Genomic DNA, 19203 nt, shown 5'->3' with positions numbered 1-19203 from the left:
AAATTCTTTATGATTTTTTCTCCTAACAGTGTCAGCGTGCCGCTTATTGCACCTTCTGTTAACTTGCCGACAGAACAAGTTGCTCGGGAAAATCGTGCGAAGATGCCAGTGGCACCAACAACAAAAATGAGTAAAGCGACATCAGAAAAAGCAATTAAAGGCGATGATAAACAATACAAGCGTGATTCGTGGGAACCCTCCGATCACCCCGGTTATGATGTGACAGAAGAAAAAGAAGCACCCAAACCACACATCGGAACGTTATATGATATTGATGATGATCTAGCAAAGTTGGCTCGGTTGTTGTCTTTGGATACCTATGCGCAAGGCGAAGGTACGGGTTATACAATGCGCTTTAGCCTACCGAAAGAATTATTAGAAAGACTGGCTGAAATGGGAAAAATGGTTCGCCGTCGAAGTGTGATCAGTTTCCATTATGATAAAGCGGTGGTTCCGAATAATCCGTCGGATATATTGGCGGTACTTTAAGGCTAGAGACTATACGCTGCGCTAACTAGAATGCTTCGCTTCTATAAGAGCAAAAGCGAAGGATTCAGGTATCAGGGGTGATCGCTGTGATTACAGTGTTCATAATACGGTTCCCTCCCTTTAATAAGCGGAGGGTTAGGGAGGGGGTAGTGCGATACAGGTAGAATTGAATACAAATCTACCTTGATAATACGCTGTTAGTTCTTGATCCCCTCCCAACCTCCCTTGAATTTTTGCTCTTACTTCTTCGCCTTTGCAAACGCGGCAGCAAACGCGCCACCCATTGCAGCATTACCACCGTCATTCTTTGAATGAGATTGTCTTGCAGAAGAAACGGGTCTTGGTGCTTGTGAGCGTTCATTGCGTTCATTGCGTTCATTGCGTTGTTGTGGTTTGGCTGATTGACGTTGAGGGCGATTATCTTCCCCCGGTTGGTCATTCAAACGCATTGTTAGTGCAATACGTTTACGCTGTACATCAATCTCCATGACTTTTACTTTTACGATATCACCGGCTTTAACTACTTCACGTGGATCTGAAATAAAGCCATCGCTTAACGCTGAAATATGCACTAAGCCATCTTGGTGAACACCAATATCCACAAAAGCACCGAAGTTTGCGACGTTAGAAACAACCCCTTCTAAAATCATACCAAGCTCTAGATCTGAAACCGTATTAACACCGTCGGCAAAGGTGGCGGTTTTAAACTCTGGACGAGGATCTCGACCCGGTTTATCTAGCTCTGAAATGATGTCAGTCACGGTCGGTAAACCGAAATCAGTACTAATGTAATCATTGGCAGCCACAGAGCGTAAAAACTCGCTATTGCCAATGATGGCATCAATTGCTTTCCCATTTCTCTCTGCAATAAGTTTCACGACAGAGTAGGTCTCAGGGTGAACGGCGGAAGCATCCAGTGGGTTTTTACCGTTCATCACTCGTAAGAAGCCGGCACATTGCTCAAAGGCTTTTGGCCCTAAACGTGCGACTTTTTTCAATGTCGTACGATTCTCAAAGCGGCCATTCTCATCACGATAGTCAACAATGTTTTGAGCGATGGTGGTGGACAATCCAGCGACGCGAGTCAGTAAAGCGGCTGAAGCCGTATTCACATCAACGCCGACGGCATTCACACAGTCTTCGATCACCGCGTCCAGTTTTTTGGCAAGTTGGCTTTGACTTACGTCGTGTTGATATTGACCCACACCAATGGCTTTCGGATCGATTTTCACTAATTCGGCGAGAGGATCTTGTAAGCGACGAGCAATAGAAACGGCACCACGAATCGACACATCTAAATCTGGAAATTCTTTTGCGGCCAATTCTGAGGCGGAATACACAGAAGCTCCTGCTTCACTCACAATGATTTTAGTGGCGGATAAGCCTGATTTTTTCAGTAAGTCACCCACAAACGCATCGGTCTCACGTGAGCCTGTACCATTACCAATCGCAATCAAATCGACATTGTGGCGTTTGATTAAGGTTTCAATAATTTGTGCTGATTGTGCCGTTTTATTATGAGGTTGGTTTTGATAAATGGTGTCAGTCGCTAATACTTTGCCTGTTGCATCAACCACGGCTACTTTGGTACCTGTACGTAAACCGGGATCAAGACCAAGGGTTGTTTTAAGGCCAGCAGGTGCCGCCATTAATAAATCTTTTAGGTTGGTTGCAAACACCGTGATTGCTTCGGTTTCTGAACGTTCTTTCAGTGCACCCATCAACTCGGTTTCCATGTGCATTAAAATTTTAATGCGCCACGCCCAGCTAATCACTTGTTTACGCCATGCATCGGCAGGTTGAGAACCTAAGGTAATGCCGTAGTGATTGGCAATAATGATTTCACAGTAAGAACCGCGAACGCCTTCTTCTTGTTTTGGATCCGCATCAATGGCTAACTGTAAGAAGCCCTCGTTGCGACCACGTAGCATTGCAAGTGCACGGTGAGAAGGGACTTTAGTTAATTGCTCATGATGATCAAAGTAGTCTTTAAACTTCTCGCCTGTGTGTTCTTGGCCATCAACCATTTTAGACGACAGTTCTGCGTTGCTAATTAAGTAACCGCGAACTTTCTCAAGGAGATTGGCGTCTTCGGCCATGCGTTCCATTAGGATTGCGCGAGCACCATCTAATACCGCTTTAGTGTCAGCAAAGCCATTATCGACATCAATGTACGATTGAGCGGCATCGTCAGGGGTGGTGTTTGGTTGTGACCACAGTAAATCAGCAAGGGGCTCAATGCCTGCTTCAATCGCAATTTGACCTTTCGTACGACGCTTACGTTTGAAGGGTAAATACAAATCTTCAAGACGAGTTTTACTGTCAGCGCCTAAAATTTCACGTTCTAATTCAGGTGTTAATTTATCTTGTTCTTTAATCGATTTTAGAATGGATTGACGACGATCATCGAGTTCACGTAAGTAGCTTAAACGAGTATCAAGCGTACGAAGTTGCGTATCATCCAAGCCTTCGGTGACTTCTTTACGGTAACGCGCGATAAATGGAATCGTACTGCCTTCATCAATCAATTTAACAGCAGCGGCAACTTGTTGAGGGCGAACATTAAGTTCTTGAGCAATTATATTAATTATCATTATAGATTCTTTTATTTGTTAAAAAATTTTCAAGAGTAAAGTGAGATTTCAGGTTTCAAGGCTCAGGCTTCAGAAAGAGAGAAAAGCGTAAAAGTGCTGCTTTTGTCCTCCGCTTCCTAAATCCTTAAGCGAAGCGTCCTGCTCTTCAATATCTAATCGAATTTACGGTCCATTCTTTGTCACCCTCTGGCGTTTTTACAATCGTTTCGTCATCCACTTCTTTTTTGATGAGTGCTCGCGCCATTGGAGAGTCGATAGAAATGTAGTCGTGGCGGCCGAAAATTTCATCAGGACCCACAATGCGAAAAGAGAGAGTATCACCGTGTTCATTCTCTATCTCTACATAGGCACCAAAGAAGATTTTACCGTCTTGTTGAGGGGAGTAATCAACCACGTTAACTTGCTCTAAGCGTTTACGTAAATAACGTACACGGCGGTCGATTTCACGAAGGCGTTTTTTATTGTATTGGTAATCGGCATTTTCACTGCGATCACCAAGACTTGCCGCCCAAGTCACTTTTATGGTGACTTCTGGGCGCTCTTCTTTCCAAAGAAAGGTTAATTCATCTTGAAGCTTATTGAAGCCTTCACGGGTAATAAGATTTGTTTTCATTGTCTATCCTGACGCGATTAATCGTAGCGAATGCCTTTTTTAATCGCTGGGTCTTCCATGGTTTTAAAGCGTTTATGTAACCACATCCATTGAGGAATACAGCGAAGAATAAGCATTTCTACCGCTTGGTTCATTCGAGTTGCCGATCCTATTGGATCTTTTTTAGGAAACTCAGTACTGATGTCATTATCGACTTTAAAATGGTAATTGTTGTACGTTCTAAAGCCAGAAACGGTCACGACGGCACATTTACCTGCGTTAATTAAAATATCAGATCCCATGGTTGTACAAGCATCTGGAACCGCAAAGAACGGAACAAAAACGGATTTATTACGGTTGTAGTCATGATCAGGTAAGTAGCAAACACGCTCACCAGTACGTAATAAGCGAAGCATTCCTTTTACGTCTTTACGATCGACAACGCTATTGCCGTTATTGGTTCGTCCCCAGTATTGGATGAAGTTGTAGGTATCGTTGTTATGAGGTCGGTAGACACCATATCCTGTGTGGTGTAGCGCCATTGCTCGACAAGTTAGCTCAAGGTTTAGGGCATGTACAATAATGATTAACACGCCTCTTTTTTGATCTTTAAGTTCTTGGAAGTGCTCTACATTTTCAAAGCTAAAGTGTTTTTTAACGCGCCAATCAGGCCATACCCATGCCATTGCTGTTTCAAATATAGCTAATCCTGAATTCTTGAAATTTTCCATAATAATCGTTTCACGTTCATAAGATTTCATTTCAGGAAAGCTGAGTTCTAAGTTACGACGAGCAATATGAGTGCGTGACTTTGATACCTTCATACCTAAGAAACCTAACCCACGACCAAGATGATAAGTCGCTTTGTAGGGAAGAAGGGTAACTAACGCGAATAACAGTCCAAAGCCAAGCCATACCCCCCAATATTTAGGGTGTAGCAGAGCGCGAGAAAATGTAGGAGCTTGATACTTTGACATCGTGAACCTGTTTTATCTAAATGAATTATTGAATCTGTGCACTGAGTAGCGCCCAATATTCATTGAAATTTTCAGTAGGCTGATATTTAAAATCAGAGCGAACAAAACGACAGAAACTGCCTTCAACTTGACCAATCAACTGCGCGGCTAAAATGGCTTCATCAACAGGAAACGATTTTCCTTCACGCAGCATGCGTTCTCTAAGTATTTGTTTAAATTGCAGTTCTATACGTTCGAATAATTGATTAATTCGCTCACGTAAGCGCTCATTTTCAAACATAAGGGCATGGCCAGTCATGATTCGAGTTAAACCGGGATTACGTTCAGCAAATGCCAAGAGAAGCTTTAATAATAGCTCAATGCGTTTAAGGGTATCTTTCTCTTCTTCAAGAATTCGATTAATACGAGAAAATAAAGAGTCTTCAATAAACTCGATTAAGCCCTCAAACATTTTTGCTTTACTTGGAAAGTGGCGATATAAGGCGGCTTCGGATACGCCCACCTGCTTTGCTAATTTGGCTGTCGTTATGCGAGACGCGCCTTCGTTTGATTCCAGCATTTGAGCTAATGCTTGTAATATTTCATCACGACGATTGGATTTTCTAGCTGTCGTCATTGTTGTTCCTTTGTTTTTCATTATTTTATGAAACGATTATTAATAGGGTATTTTAGGTGTAATTTTTGAATCTCGTTCCTATTTTTTTAGCCTTATTGCGATTTCGAGCATAATCGCCTTACCTAATTCAGATTTGGCCGTTAAAGGGAGGGCTTTATTGCCATCTTTCCAGTATAGGTGAAGTGCATTGTCGTCACTATTAAAGCCTTGGCCTTGAATTGAAACATCATTAGCACAAATCATATCAAGATTTTTACGCTCTAATTTAGCACGAGCGTATTTTTCTACCTCTTGAGTTTCGGCTGCAAATCCAACGGTGAATGGGCGTTGTTCAGTTAAAGCGGCGACAGAAGCGACGATATCTGGATTTTTAATCATGGTGATTGTCATGCCATCTTCATCAGATGTTTTCTTTAGTTTTTGTTCTGCGATGTGGCTTGGTCTGAAATCGGCTACAGCCGCACAAGCAATAAAAATATCGTGAGATTGTGCGTGTTCCATCACCGCAAGGTGCATTTGCTCTGCGCTATCAATCGAAATTCGGTCCACATGTGATGGTGCGTTTAAACTTACAGGGCCACTCACTAAGGTAACTTTTGCACCCAACTGAGCCGCTGCGTCTGCAATGGCGTACCCCATTTTTCCAGAGCTGTGATTCGAGATATAACGGACAGGGTCAATCGCTTCACGTGTTGGACCCGCGGTAATTAATACCGAGGTTCCTTCAAGTCGTTTTGGTTCACTAGCAGTCAATAGAAAGAAAGCCTCACAACGATGCACTAAGTCCATCGGCTCAAGCATTCTGCCCATTCCTACATCACCACAGGCTTGTTGACCTGCGGCAGGACCCCAAATGTTCATTCCACGACGAGTGAGTGTCGCAATGTTCTCTTGAGTGGCTAGGTTGGCATACATTTGTTGGTTCATGGCAGGAGAGACGGCAATAGGAGAGTCCGTTGCAAGCACCAATGTTGACAGTAAATCATTTCCCATGCCTGCTGCCATGCGCGCAATTAAATCGGCCGTTGCAGGAGCTATCAGTACGATATCAGCCCATTTAGCCAACTCAATGTGACCCATTGAAGCTTCCGCAGCAGGGTCTAATAAACTGTCAGCAACAGGGTGGCCTGAAACCGCTTGCATAGTAAGAGGGGTAATGAATTCTTTTGCTGCTGTTGTCATTACTACGCGAACGTCTGCACCTCGTTCAATAAGTCGACGAGTCAGTTCTGCACATTTATAAGCGGCAATACCACCACTAATACCAAGAAGGATGCGTTTTCCTGTAAGAGATGCCATGAAATACCTTTAGTGAACCACTGAAAAATAACAGGGCTAACCATATCATAATTTTTTTTCAGAGGGATGCACTTCAATTCGCAATTCTTGCGAGGAAACAAGTAAATGACGAAAAACATAATTGCAATCAAGGTTTGAGATAAGCCGAAGGGATGGTTTGTTGCACAGCAATTCACCATTAAGCCCCGTAGAGTCATTTCATCGACACGTTAACGTTTAAGGAAACACGATGTCATTAATGAATTTACCGGAGGAATCTCGACCGAGAGAGAAACTGCTTGCGCTTGGCCCAAAGTCATTAACCGACGCAGAGTTACTCGCGATTTTTCTGCGTACGGGAATTAAAGGAATGAATGCGATAGAGCTGGCAGATTCGTTACTTAAAGAATTTGGATCACTACGCAAGTTATTAAGTGCAAATCAACGTCAATTTTGCAGTCATAAAGGATTGGGGTCTGCAAAATTTGCACAGTTACAAGCCGTTGTCGAAATGACGGAGCGGTATTTATTAGAGAAGATAGAGAAGGAAGATGCCTTGACCAGTCCTGAGCATACTAAACGCTATTTAACGCGAATATTGCGTGATCGTCATCGAGAAGCATTCTACGTTTTATTCCTTGATAATCAGCATCGAGTACTAAAAGGCGAGGTATTGTTCGAAGGGACGATTGACTCCGCTGCGGTTTATCCAAGAGAAGTTGTAAAAAGATCGATAGATTATAATGCAGCCGCCATCATTTTAGCGCATAATCACCCATCTGGTGTTGCAGAGCCAAGTCAAGCTGACAGAAGAATTACAAAACGTATTTCAGATGCAGTCGAATTGGTCGACATCCGAGTCCTTGATCACTTCGTGATCGGTGATGGAGAAATTGTCTCTTTTGCCGAAAGAGGATGGATTTGAGTGTTTTTTTAAGCGATTGAGTAAAAAAAACACAAAAAACTGCAAAAATGACCCCTTAGGGTCTTGAGCAATGCGCATTCAGTTAGTATAATGCGCGACCTTTGATAGCCTTGATTTGGAATTTCCATTGTGGTTTTTTGCCACCAAGGTGATATCAAGCTGAAACGATTTGGAGAAGACAGAAATGTCCCGAGTATGCCAAGTAACTGGTAAGCGTCCTGCAGTTGGTAACAACCGCTCACACGCAAAAAATGCCACCAAGCGTCGTTTTCTGCCGAACCTACAAACTCATCGTTTCTGGGTAGAAAGCGAAAAACGCTTCGTTAAACTTCGTCTTACCGCTAAAGGTATGCGTATCATTGATAAGAAAGGCATCGATGTCGTTCTTTCTGAAATGCGTGCTCGTGGCGAGAACGTTTAAGAGGATCTAGAAAATGGCTAAAGGCGCACGTGAGAAAATCAAGTTAGTATCAACTGCTAACACTGGTCACTTCTACACAACTGATAAGAACAAGCGTAACATGCCTGGCAAAATGGAGATCAAAAAGTTTGATCCTGTTGTACGTCAGCACGTTCTTTACAAAGAAGCTAAAATCAAGTAATTCGATTACTGATTGCAACTTTGACTATATTGAAAACCCAGCCTTGTTGCTGGGTTTTTTTTTGGATTAAAAACAGAGAGTAATCGATCACGCTTTCCCTTATTGTTGTCTTAACTATCTAAAGTGGCTACGTGTATTTTATAATCTTTAGTTAATGACATTTGTCGTATAGTTTTAGCGCACTTATCTGAAGGGTCGCTCGTTCTCGGAATGAACCCTAGCGCAGGATCTTAAAAAGGACTAAAAATGAAAAGGCCATCACGTCGTAAATATAATAATATACTGATGATATCTGTAGTGGTCTTTATTGGCGTCCTACAGGCACCTCAGTTGATTAAAACGTATCTTCTTGAGCCAGAGCCTGTCGTTAGTGAAATAACCTCAGGGGTGCAGTCTCTATTCGATAGCAGTGATTCTATTCAAACGATGCACTTCTCTAATTTTGATCTGAAGGCAGAGGAATCAGAACAAGATAGCCAGTACATAAATAACTGGTCGAGTGTCGAGGGAACGGTTTTAGATGCAGAGTCAGTGAAAGTCCTTAAAACTAAGTTACCTGCGCCAAGTTCTGTTGAAGTTTGGTTTGAAAAAGAAGAAGAGCCACAGCGCATTACGGTTTATCAAGCGCCTAATTTTTGGATGATGCAAAATTGGCAAGGTGAATGGATCGCAGTAAGTGCAGAGAAATCGTATTTATTTAAGCAATAAGGACCCTCATGCCTGAATTACCTGAAGTAGAAACCAGTCGTCTTGGAATTACCCCACACCTTCAAGGCCAAACCATTAAAGCGATTACCGTTAGAACGGAAAAACTTCGATGGCCAATACCACAAGAGCTACAGCGTCTTGTTGGGCAACGTATTCAATCTATTCGTCGTCGAGCTAAGTATCTATTTATCGACACCCCAGCAGGCAGTGCAATTATTCACTTAGGCATGTCGGGCAGTTTACGAGTGTTAGATACTTCGATCCCCGTTGCAAAGCATGACCATGTTGATCTTGTTTTAGATAATGGAACGATTCTTCGCTATAACGATCCTAGAAAATTCGGTGCGTGGTTGTACTCAGACGTTGGAGTGCAGCATCAAGTACTTGCGAAATTAGGCCCAGAGCCTCTGACGGATGAGTTTAATTGTGAGTATCTAGCGGATAAAGCAAAGAATAAAAAAGTCGTCGTAAAACAATTTATTATGAACAACGCCATCGTGGTTGGCGTCGGGAATATTTACGCGAGTGAGGCATTGTTTAGCTCGAAGATTAACCCTAAAACACCAACAGGACAATTAACTCATGATCAATTATTTGTATTGGTTAATGAGATAAAAAAAGTACTGACAAAAGCGATAGAACAAGGCGGAACCACGTTAAAAGACTTTAATCAAGTTGATGGGAAACCGGGCTACTTTGCACAAGAGCTGAATGTGTATGGAAGAGCCGGAAAAGAATGTCTTGTTTGTCATTCTCTTATTCAAGAAGAGAAAATAGGACAAAGAAACAGCTTTTGGTGTGATAAATGCCAAGCGTTAAATGAGAATAAATAATTACTAAAATATAAATTAAAATGAGACACGGATGAACTTTCAAAAAAATTATAAGCAACTCAGCCGATTAATTTGGCTATCTGTATTTATAACTGCCGCGATATTACTTGTCGGTCGATCATTATTTTTATTTAATATTGTCGATAGTGCAGAGCTGGCTAACCGAGGAAAAGATCTTTGGCAGGCGATGTTTATTGGTTCTCGCTTTGATTTAAAAGTCGCGGTTATTGGGTTTGCGCCATTATTGCTTATTGGCTTAATCACCGCCGCTTTTCCAAAATGCTATCGAATATTGATAAAAGTATTCCCTTGGTATTCTGGGGTTATTTTCTTTTTAGTCACAGGGTTTTCAATCGGTAATTATTACTATTATCTTACTTATGGTAACTACATTGATGTGTTTATCTTCGGTTTGGCTGATGATGACACGAAAGCGGTATTAGCCAATGCGTGGGCTGATTATCCTATTTTATACTCTTTTATTAGTAGCGTGATTATTGCGTGCTTATGCACCGGCGTTGTACGTTTAGCGATACGTAAAATGAAAGCATACTCGTGGAAGCCAGAGCATAAAGGCATAACTGCGGTATCGGTTATCGTAATGATCCTCATTGTATTTGTGTTTGCTCGAGGAACATTAGGCTCGCATCCACTAAAACGTTATCACGCTCAAGTTTCTGATTATGCAGTTTTAAATGCAGTGACGCCTAATGCACTGGTGGCATTGGAATGGGCGAAGACGGATTATAAAAAACAAAATAAATTTCATTCCGTTAGTAAATCAGAATTAGAAAACCAATTTACTAAAGTGGTTGGCAATTCTGAAGGCCGATTTAAAACAGCAAATAATGCGTATTTAGAAAAGAATAAACCTCATGTCGTTATCGCTTTAATGGAAGGCATGGGTATGAACGTGCTCGTTGAAGATGATTATCCTGAGAATGATCTTTTAGGGGCGTTACGACCTGCTTTTGAATCTGATTTTGTTTTTACTCGATTTTTAGCAGAAACAACCGCGACCATTAATTCATTAGTGAATATGCTAGGTCAAAGTAACGTACCGACCATTAGTCACTCTTCAGCTCAAAAAGTACACGTTGCGGCAGCGGCAGCCAGACCTTACAAAGAGGCGGGATATAAAACCATCTTTATCACGGCAACAAATGGCATGTGGCGCAATGTGGCGAATTATTTACCGGCTCAAGGGTTTGATCAAATTCTGGATGAAAATGCCATATTAAAAGCCTTTCCAGAAGCTGGAGATTTTAAAGGGGAGTGGGGCTTATCTGATGAGTATTCTTTTAAATTAGCGGAAAAGGTATTAAAAGAAGCGAAGCAACCCGTGATGATCTACATTCTTACGATTACGAATCACACTCCGTATGAAGTGCCGACGAATTATGATGTGAAACCATTAAAAGTCAGCGACCGTCTGCTTAATAGAATGCGAGCGGGTGAAGAGCAAGCTACCCGATTGTATGAAACGTACCAATATGCGAATAATGCACTGGGTGAGTTTGTTGCCGATATAAAAGCGTCTTCATTAGGCAATTCAACCTTGATCGCCGCAACGGGTGATCACAAGTTGAGAGGGTTTACTATGAAATACCCTAACGATCTTGCAGTGACTAACTCGGTGCCATTTTATCTTTATGTTCCTAGTCAAATACAAGAACAAGTGTCGCATCAATACAACAAAAACCGTGTTGGTTCTCATAAGGATATTTTTCCGACGTTATACGCTTTTAGCTTATCAGACGCGGATTATTACAGTTTAGGTGGCGCTAATTTATTGAGTGCAGATTCAACACCACGATTTGGTTATCACTCGGAAATGACGTATACCGATAAAGGGATTTATTTAAACGCATACCCTGAAAAGCTATACCCTTGGGGATCAGGTCTAGAGGTTGGGCATCAATTTATTGCTAATGATAAGAGGTATATAGGGCCTGAATACCATAAATTACAGACGTTATATATTAATGGGCAAGTAAAAGGCGCAAACTAAAACAAGAATAGACTAAGGCCACCCACTTTATAGAAAAGAGGTGGCCTTATTTATTTGAAGCATTTTCTTAAAGAGCGGTTTATTTAAGACGTATTTTATTTTTTAATGCCTTATGAACCGTACTAGGAACAAAGCTTTCTACACTTCCTCCATGCAGTGCCACTTCTCTTACTATCGTTGACGATAAAAATGCATACTCTCCTGAAGGCGTTAAAAAGACACTTTCCAGTTCTGGCATAAACTTACGATACATATTCGTTAGACCGAATTCATACTCAAAGTCCATTGTCGTTCGTAGGCCACGAACTAATAAGTTCGCTTGTTTTATTTTTGCAAAATCGACCAGTAACCCTGAAAAGCCTTCTACAGAAACATTGGCTAAAGACTGAACCGAGTCTTGAACTAATGCAACTCGTTCTTCAAGAGTAAATAAGGTTTTTTTACTCGGGCTAGCCGCCACCGCGACAATGATTTCATCAAACATAGCCGCGGAACGTTTAATAATATCAAAATGGCCATTTGTGATGGGATCAAACGTACCTGGGTAAATTACACGAGTCGTCATGACGTTTTTCTTCCATCAATAATGGTTTGATAAACATCACGGTAAAGCGACGTTGTGTATTTGATATCAAATAACGCTAATTTTTCTTGGCCACCGTTAATTAATTTATTACGTAACGGTTTATCCGTCGCGACTTCATAGATAGCGTTAGCAAGTGCTTGTGCGTCTTTTGCTTTGACTAATAAACCAGAATCGCGATCATCAATAATATCGGGTATTCCACCAGCATCACTACCAATAACTGGAAGTTTAGCGCCCATTGCTTCTAAAATAACAGATCCTAATCCTTCACTATAAGACGGATGGATTAATAAATCCGCAGCAGAAAACCAATCTCCCATGCGGTTTTGTCTGCCTAAGAAGGTGACATTATTAAGTCCGCTTTCTTTTGCTATCGTTTCTAGTTTTTCTCGTTCAGGACCATCACCAAGCAAAGCGATATGCACTGTGCTATCCATTTCTTGCAACAGTTTTGCCGCCGCTAATGTGGTTTCATGGCCTTTATGGTGCAACAGATTACCCGCCTGAATAACCAAAAATTGATTAGAGAATTGTCGCCAAATAATATCCACATTGTCTTGTATTACAGAGTAGCTGACAGGTGAGCTAGGGATCTTATAAATGGTTTTCTCTGGGTGATGCTCTTTAATCTTATCGACGATTTCATTGCTTAAACCAACAAGCGCAGTTGCATTGGAATAAGCAAAGGTTGATAACCATTTATTTTTAAGCGGGTTATCAATTCTTCGAGTCACAATGTAAGGCACATTAAAGCGTTTTGATTGAATCAGTGCCCAATAAATAGCTCGGCCTTCATGGACATGAATAACATCACAATCAGCCGTAATTGATTTTTTATGCTGTTTTAAAAAGTGACTTGTGAGTACCAAGCGACAATTTAGCTTTTTGATTTCATCAACAAAAGGGCTTTTAGGGTTAGCAACAACAGTAAGTTGATAACCCTCTTTTAGTTGGCGAGTGATCAACTGTAAGGTTTGGCGCTCACCGCCACTAAAGCCTGAGGCTAAATTCACATGACAAATATGCATAGTTGTTACCAAACCTTATTGAAATCTTCGTTTTCAAGCACTTTAGGATCGCGTTGGTATTCAAGTAATTTTGCGTATTTTAAGTAGCTATTAATCGCAGAACTTAACGCAACGGTCATACCATCAACACCGCCTAAAAAACCTCGTTGAAAAATATACTTACGAATAAATGCGTTTAAGCCATGAGTAAAAGGAGAAAAACTATTCGCTCGTTTTCCTTTTTTATACATGATCTTTGCAGCACGGCCACTGAAGTTACGGCCTGGTTTTGCAAACAGCTGACCTAAATTCTCAAAAGAGTAATGAATGATGTCGGCATTAATGCGATCTGGGTTTTTGGCTTGAACTGACGCGTGTTGTTTCACATCAGCAAAGCGTGTTTTTGTACGATCATAAAGGCGAATACAGAAGTCGGGGTACCAACCACATTGTTTAACCCAGCGGCTACCAATGTAATTACGACGACGAAAAGCAAATGCATCATGGGGGGTTGATGTTAAATCTAATGCGTTAATTGCACTTTCCATTTCATCGGTTAAGCGTTCATCAGCATCGAGACTTAATACCCAGTTATTAGTGGCATAATCGAGCCCTACATTCTTTTGTATGCCATCACCAAGGTAGCTCTGAGTGATAACTTTAGCACCAAGTTGCTCAGCAAGCTCAACGGTGTTATCGGTGCTATTTGAATCAACAATAATTATTTCTGAGCACACTTTTTGTAGTGATGTAATGCATTCAACAATATTTTTAGATTCATTTAAGGTAATAACAATGCCAGTGATCATAGGTGCGCCTTGTGTATTGTAGTGTGATTTAATTATTATAAGTGGAGTAAGGTTTTTAATGGAGCTTTTACCATATCAAGACTAATATCTTGCATTACATGCTCGCCCTTGACGCGCGTGCTCCATTTTAACTCATTAATGGGTTTATTATGTTGTGTTATTACGTGTTGTTCATACACGCTCACGACATAAGGCAAGCTATTATAAGGCCCCGTTCGTTTAGGGTTACTGTGTCCATATAATCCAATTACGGGCGTATTTTGCGTTGTCGCAATATGAGCAGGCCCAGAATCAGGAGCAATGACAACTCGCGCCTTATTTAACACTGCCGTTAATTGTTTTAGTGAGCTTTTACCAATTAAATTAATAATAGGTAATTGAGCTAAAGATTCAATGTTTTCACCAAGTCGTTTTTCACGTTCACTGGGTGACCCACATAGTACGACTTGGTAGTCATGTTCATTTAACCAATCTGCCAATTGAGCATAACGCTCAGTGACCCAATTACGTTCATCTTTACTTGCGGCAGGGGATATAACCACATACGGTTTTTCTGTCGGAATATGTGAAGCTACAAACGAAAAATCATCGTCCGATAAGGGAATATCCCATGTCGGTTTACTTTTTGGTACACCCAGATATTCAATAAAAGAGTAGAAACTATCTAATACATGAGCAGACGCCGTATCTCTGATTTTTCTATTTGTGAACAGCCATTGGCCTTCTTTCGCGCGTTTGCGATTAAAACCCACTTTATATTTGGCTTTAATGCCCATCGTTAATACGCTAGCACGTAGCGCTAATTGCATATGTATTAAGGCATCAAAATGTTGGTTTTTTAATTGAGACCAAATCGTTTTCATACCTTTAAATCCCAATTTTTTATCAAAAGGGATCACGGTAATATTCGGTAAATCATAGATTAATTGGGATTCGACTTTTCCTACTATCCAAGTAATTTTGGTGCTTGGCCATTCTTTTTGAATTGCTTGTACTGCGGCAATGGCATGACAAACATCGCCAATTGCAGATAAACGCAAAATACAAAGGGAGCTAGGGGCAGAAGTGAATAAAGCCATAGAGATGTTAACCCAAGAAGAATGAGGTAGAATTATGCTATTAACAGTCATAAATGTAAAATGACTGAGTGAGAAAGAGACTAGAAACTATACGCCGTACTAACTAGAGACTATAAGAGCAGGATTCAGATCGCTGTACTTGCAGAGTTAAGAGGAGCTGCTTTTAGCTCCTCCCCTTTATCGACATAACCACTTGGCTATAAATGTTGATATAAGGGGAGGCTGGGAGGGGTTGCTAGTGAATGATTAGAAATTATAAGAATACTTAGCTTTTGCTCTTATAGTTTTTAGAAGTGAAGCGGTCTAGTTAGCACAGTGTATAGTCTCTAATTATTTGATATTGGAGTCTTTGTGTGAAAAAAATCCAAACAAAAAAACAAACCATTTGGTATGACGACTCAACTCTTAGTGACTCACCAGAACTATGCTGTGATCCCGAATATTGGCAACAGAAAAATAAAATCATAGGTTCAGCCCAAGGGCGAGGTACCACATGGTTTGTCGCGCTTGATAACATCGATGCGGCATTGCGCCATTATCGCCGTGGAGGCTTGTTTGGCAAAATTATTAAAGATCATTACATTTTTACTGGTTGGGAAAAAACACGCAGTTACCAAGAGTTTCAATTATTGAATACCCTGATAAAGGCGGGGGTTAATGTACCAGCGCCCATAGCGGCTCGTTCAATAAAAAGAACGTTTTGCTATCAAGCGGATTTATTGAGTCAAAAAATACCAAATGCACAAGATCTTGTGGCGATTTTACAAGAAAAACCATTATCAAAAGAAATCTATCAAAAGATTGGTAATGAAATTCGTAAGATGCACGCAGCGCAAGTCAATCATACTGATTTAAATATTCATAACATATTGATTGATAATAAAGATAACGTTTGGATTATTGATTTTGATAAATGCTATCAACAAGATGGCAGCGATTGGAAGCAAGGGAACTGGGATAGGTTGAAACGTTCATTTGTAAAAGAAGTGAATAAAAGAAATATTCATTGGAATGAAAAAGAGTGGCTGCATCTTTAGATAATTAGATATCAAGTTAGTGATTTGATAGAATTTGAGAAAAAATAATTAACGGAACATAAGCTGAGTATATTTAATATGAAACTGTCCAAACAAATTAAATCTTTAGACCGTCGATTTGCGTCTTATAGGCAAAGAAGCACCTTGTTAAATAAATTGTATAATCATGTTTTAGGCATTAATGTCACTCATAGTTTCCATAATGAAGAGAAAAAGAACGAGTTAATGGAGGAGGCTAAAATAGCATTAGATGTGCTGCTTAGCCCAACGGAATCTAAATCGAATTTAACCGAGATACCTAAAATAATTTGGATGTTTTGGGATAGCGGATTTGATAATGCCCCCGAAGTTGTTAAATTGAGTGTGAAATCATGGCAGAAAATGAATCCTGATTATGAAGTAAAATTATTAACAGATGAGTCCTTAAAAGAATTACTTGGTTTCGATTTTAATGCAATTTTTCAGCTTTCTAGTGTGCATTGCCTACCTGCCATAAAAGCGGATCTAATTCGGTTATATCTTTTATCAAAATATGGTGGGATTTGGGCAGATGCAACCACATTTTGTTTAAAGCCATTATCAAAATGGTTAGACACTGCAAATAAATGCTGTAATTTACTCACATTTAAACATAAAAATAATCCTAGTCGCCCTGTCGAGGTATGGTTTATCGCATCTCCAAGAAGCGCATCAGTAATAAATAATACACTTATTCAGCTTGTCTCTTATATATTTGCTGAGCGTGAATACACGTTATTTATTTCTGGAAAAGTGTCTTTATTGAACAAAGTATTTATAGATTATAATGCCCCTCAAGATGTAAAAACAATGGAACGCGCTGAGCTTCTAGGGTTTATGCCATATTTTTCAACTGGTTATTCTATTTATAGTTCAATGGAAAGCATTAATCCAATAGAGTTAAATGAATATTTAAACAGTTGTGATAGAAACGCATCTCAGAATCGGTATGCTTTAACGAATGATACATTTGAGGTCTATCAGCATGCGCTTGTTTCAAAACAAACGTATATTAATAGTTATCTTTCTAGTGATGTATACAAAAGCCGTCGTGATTTCTTACTTAACAAATTGAATGCTTAATATTTTTATTACACATTCTGTGTGCTCTTTTATTATTTATGTTGTCTAGTTTATTATTTATGTTCTTATTTTTAAGATCTTTAGCGAGTTTATTATGCTGATGTCACCTACTCTAAAACAAAAACTGCATAGCCATGGTTGGTTTATATTAATCAATAGCCTTGTAGCCATGGCTATTGCCTCTCGTTATTTTGCTTTTTTGCCTGAGATCCCAACCGATCTTTTAGGCCTGAGTTTTCTCCTGTCGGGTACATTTAGTCAAATGGTATTACTAGCCTGTGTTATTGGTTTAGTGGCGCTACCTGCTATTTTTATTAAGAATGCAAAATTGCGGAACGGTACCCAGGCTTTAATTGCCTCATTAGGTATCGCGATACTATTTATTGATACATTAGTGTTTGCTCAGTATCGATTCCATATTAACGCTGTGGTATTAGAATTAGTATTATCTGGACAGGTAGTTAGTTTTCCATTAGTTACCTGGTTGACTGTGGTTGGTGGTGTGATAGCACTTATTGCCGCTCAATATGTATTGATTGTATGGTTAGAAAAACCAGCGGTAATCACTCAATACAAACTTGGACGTAAGTTTGCCATTATTACCTTTTTTGCTTTATTAGCTACTCATGGTATTCATATTTGGGCAGCAGCGAATGCATATCAACCGGTGACAACAGTAAAACGTTATTTACCCGTGTTTTATCCTGCAACATCAACCAGTATGATGAAAAAATACGGTTGGGTGGATGAAGAGGCAATTGCACGTCAAAATTCAATGAAAATGAACAAGAAGAGTGATTTAAATTATCCATTAACGCCATTGCAGAAAGAAGCCGTAGATAAACCCATTAATATTATGATTTTAGCGGTAGACTCATGGCGTGCCGATACCTTTAATGCTGAAAATACTCCAAACATGTGGGAATATGCAAAAAATGGTGTTGTGTTTGATAATCATATCTCTACAGGGAATGCGACTCGTACGGGTATTTTTGGCTTATTTTATGGTATTCCAGGGACCTATTGGCATGGGTTCTTAGCTAACCAAAGATCTCCGGTGTTAGTTGATCGCTTGCAAGAATTAAATTATGAGATGGGGATATTCACTGCCGCTCAACTTGAGAAGCCTGAATTTAATCAAACGGTATTTAAAAACATTCCTAATCTGCGTATCGAATCTGAAGGGAGCTCTCCATCAGAGCGAGATACCTATTTAACCAACGATTGGTTAGAGTGGTACAGCAAGCGAGATACGTCTAAGCCTGCTTTTTCATTCTTATTTTATGATGCACCACATGGTTATGATTTTCCTAAAAATTATCCACATCGCTATGAACCAATGCTAAATAATATTAATTATTTAGAACTGAATAACGACAGTGATCCAAGCTTGTTTTTTAATCGTTATAAAACCAGTGTTCACTTTGTTGATAGTATGGCTAAAAAGGTATTAGATAAATTAAAAGAAACGGGTGATCTAGATAATACCATTGTGATTATTACGGGCGATCACGGGCAAGAGATGAATGATAATCGAATGAATTTCTGGGGGCATAACAGTAACTTTACTAATGCTCAAGTGAATGTCCCTTTTGTGATTATTGCGCCTAAAGTAAGTCAAAAAACGATAGATTGGACAGCGGATGAATTAACCAGTCATGAAGATGTCGTACCTACCTTGATGAAGAATTATTTAGGTGTGACGAATGATATTAAAGATTATTCCGTCGGTGAGGATTTACTTGGAAAGCATGTCGATCGCAGTTGGATTATGTCGTCTAATTACAGCGGCTATGCCATTATAGAAAAAGAATCAATTTTAGAAGTTGGCTCAACAGGTCAATATCAGTTGTTAGATAAAAGTAATAGACCAGTGAAAAATGGAGAGTTGAATTATCAACATCTTCAAGAAGCTCTGGAGCAGATTAGTCGGTTCAATAAGTAGGCTGTTATAAGAGG

19 protein-coding genes are annotated in these 19203 nt (G+C 40.0%); 10 read left to right on the top strand and 9 right to left on the bottom strand.

The window, feature by feature from the left end; genetic code table 11:
* Positions 1-9: 9 nt before the first annotated feature.
* Positions 10-489, top strand: a complete 480-nt coding sequence (locus A6E04_RS16110) for a hypothetical protein (protein ID WP_017021762.1) — start codon at positions 10-12, stop codon at positions 487-489.
* Between the two features lie 239 nt (positions 490-728).
* Here A6E04_RS16110 and A6E04_RS16105 read toward each other — a convergent pair whose 3' ends face one another.
* From A6E04_RS16105 to coaBC, 5 genes are all read right to left on the bottom strand, one after another.
* Positions 729-3083: a Tex family protein gene (locus tag A6E04_RS16105; protein ID WP_065611880.1), complete on the bottom strand. Its 2355-nt coding sequence runs from the start codon at positions 3081-3083 to the stop codon at positions 729-731.
* Between the two features lie 145 nt (positions 3084-3228).
* On the bottom strand, positions 3229-3696 hold the full coding sequence (gene greB / locus A6E04_RS16100; protein WP_017021760.1) for a transcription elongation factor GreB: 468 nt from the start codon (positions 3694-3696) through the stop codon (positions 3229-3231).
* Positions 3697-3713: 17 nt separating this feature from the next.
* Entirely contained in the window at positions 3714-4652 is a 939-nt protein-coding gene (gene lpxL, locus A6E04_RS16095; RefSeq protein ID WP_065611879.1) for an LpxL/LpxP family Kdo(2)-lipid IV(A) lauroyl/palmitoleoyl acyltransferase, read from the bottom strand.
* A gap of 25 nt (positions 4653-4677) precedes the next feature.
* Entirely contained in the window at positions 4678-5268 is a 591-nt protein-coding gene (gene slmA, locus A6E04_RS16090; RefSeq protein ID WP_017021758.1) for a nucleoid occlusion factor SlmA, read from the bottom strand.
* 78 nt (positions 5269-5346) lie between these two features.
* Complete coding sequence (gene coaBC / locus A6E04_RS16085) at positions 5347-6567, bottom strand: bifunctional phosphopantothenoylcysteine decarboxylase/phosphopantothenate--cysteine ligase CoaBC (protein ID WP_065611878.1); 1221 nt, start codon at positions 6565-6567, stop codon at positions 5347-5349.
* Positions 6568-6796: 229 nt separating this feature from the next.
* Here coaBC and radC point away from each other — a divergent pair, with 229 nt between their 5' ends.
* The 6 genes from radC to A6E04_RS16055 all read left to right on the top strand — a co-directional run bounded on the left by radC (position 6797) and on the right by A6E04_RS16055 (position 11625).
* Complete coding sequence (gene radC / locus A6E04_RS16080; RefSeq protein ID WP_017021756.1) at positions 6797-7471, top strand: RadC family protein; 675 nt, start codon at positions 6797-6799, stop codon at positions 7469-7471.
* Positions 7472-7655: 184 nt separating this feature from the next.
* Positions 7656-7892, top strand: coding sequence for a 50S ribosomal protein L28 (gene rpmB / locus A6E04_RS16075; RefSeq protein ID WP_012549069.1), 237 nt, complete (start codon positions 7656-7658; stop codon positions 7890-7892).
* Between the two features lie 13 nt (positions 7893-7905).
* Complete coding sequence (rpmG, locus tag A6E04_RS16070) at positions 7906-8073, top strand: 50S ribosomal protein L33 (protein ID WP_012549068.1); 168 nt, start codon at positions 7906-7908, stop codon at positions 8071-8073.
* Between the two features lie 246 nt (positions 8074-8319).
* Positions 8320-8781 (top strand): hypothetical protein, encoded by a 462-nt coding sequence (locus A6E04_RS16065; RefSeq protein ID WP_065611877.1) that lies wholly within the window; start codon positions 8320-8322, stop codon positions 8779-8781.
* Positions 8782-8789: 8 nt separating this feature from the next.
* Positions 8790-9614, top strand: a complete 825-nt coding sequence (mutM, locus tag A6E04_RS16060; RefSeq protein WP_065611876.1) for a bifunctional DNA-formamidopyrimidine glycosylase/DNA-(apurinic or apyrimidinic site) lyase — start codon at positions 8790-8792, stop codon at positions 9612-9614.
* A gap of 31 nt (positions 9615-9645) precedes the next feature.
* Positions 9646-11625: an LTA synthase family protein gene (locus A6E04_RS16055; protein ID WP_065611875.1), complete on the top strand. Its 1980-nt coding sequence runs from the start codon at positions 9646-9648 to the stop codon at positions 11623-11625.
* Positions 11626-11704: 79 nt separating this feature from the next.
* Here the strand turns inward: A6E04_RS16055 and coaD are convergent, their stop codons facing one another.
* The 4 genes from coaD to A6E04_RS16035 are packed head-to-tail and all read right to left on the bottom strand — an operon-like array spanning position 11705 to position 15106.
* Positions 11705-12190, bottom strand: coding sequence for a pantetheine-phosphate adenylyltransferase (gene coaD / locus A6E04_RS16050; RefSeq protein WP_065611874.1), 486 nt, complete (start codon positions 12188-12190; stop codon positions 11705-11707).
* Positions 12187-13239 carry a glycosyltransferase family 4 protein gene (locus tag A6E04_RS16045; protein ID WP_065611873.1) on the bottom strand — a complete coding sequence of 351 codons (1053 nt, stop codon included), beginning with the start codon at positions 13237-13239 and terminating at the stop codon, positions 12187-12189. Before A6E04_RS16045 ends, coaD begins: the two co-directional genes overlap by 4 nt.
* Positions 13240-13244: 5 nt before the next feature.
* Positions 13245-14027: a glycosyltransferase family 2 protein gene (locus A6E04_RS16040; RefSeq protein WP_017021750.1), complete on the bottom strand. Its 783-nt coding sequence runs from the start codon at positions 14025-14027 to the stop codon at positions 13245-13247.
* Between the two features lie 35 nt (positions 14028-14062).
* Entirely contained in the window at positions 14063-15106 is a 1044-nt protein-coding gene (locus A6E04_RS16035; protein WP_026025433.1) for a glycosyltransferase family 9 protein, read from the bottom strand.
* Positions 15107-15459: 353 nt separating this feature from the next.
* On the opposite strand from A6E04_RS16035, the gene A6E04_RS16030 reads away from it, so the two are divergent.
* From A6E04_RS16030 to A6E04_RS16020, 3 genes are all read left to right on the top strand, one after another.
* A complete protein-coding gene (locus A6E04_RS16030) occupies positions 15460-16143 on the top strand; it encodes a 3-deoxy-D-manno-octulosonic acid kinase (RefSeq protein WP_065611872.1) in 684 nt (227 codons plus the stop codon).
* 144 nt (positions 16144-16287) lie between these two features.
* Positions 16288-17244 (top strand): capsular polysaccharide synthesis protein, encoded by a 957-nt coding sequence (locus tag A6E04_RS16025; protein ID WP_217491216.1) that lies wholly within the window; start codon positions 16288-16290, stop codon positions 17242-17244.
* Between the two features lie 94 nt (positions 17245-17338).
* Positions 17339-19189, top strand: coding sequence for a DUF3413 domain-containing protein (locus A6E04_RS16020; RefSeq protein WP_017021746.1), 1851 nt, complete (start codon positions 17339-17341; stop codon positions 19187-19189).
* The last annotated feature ends 14 nt before the right edge of the window (positions 19190-19203 follow it).

The sequence above is a fragment of the Aliivibrio logei genome, assembly GCF_001691055.1.
In the GTDB taxonomy this organism is placed as follows: Bacteria; Pseudomonadota; Gammaproteobacteria; order Enterobacterales; family Vibrionaceae; genus Aliivibrio; species Aliivibrio salmonicida.
The sequence above is the reverse complement of the archived record's forward strand: the minus strand, read 5'-3'. Positions and strand labels throughout refer to the sequence as shown.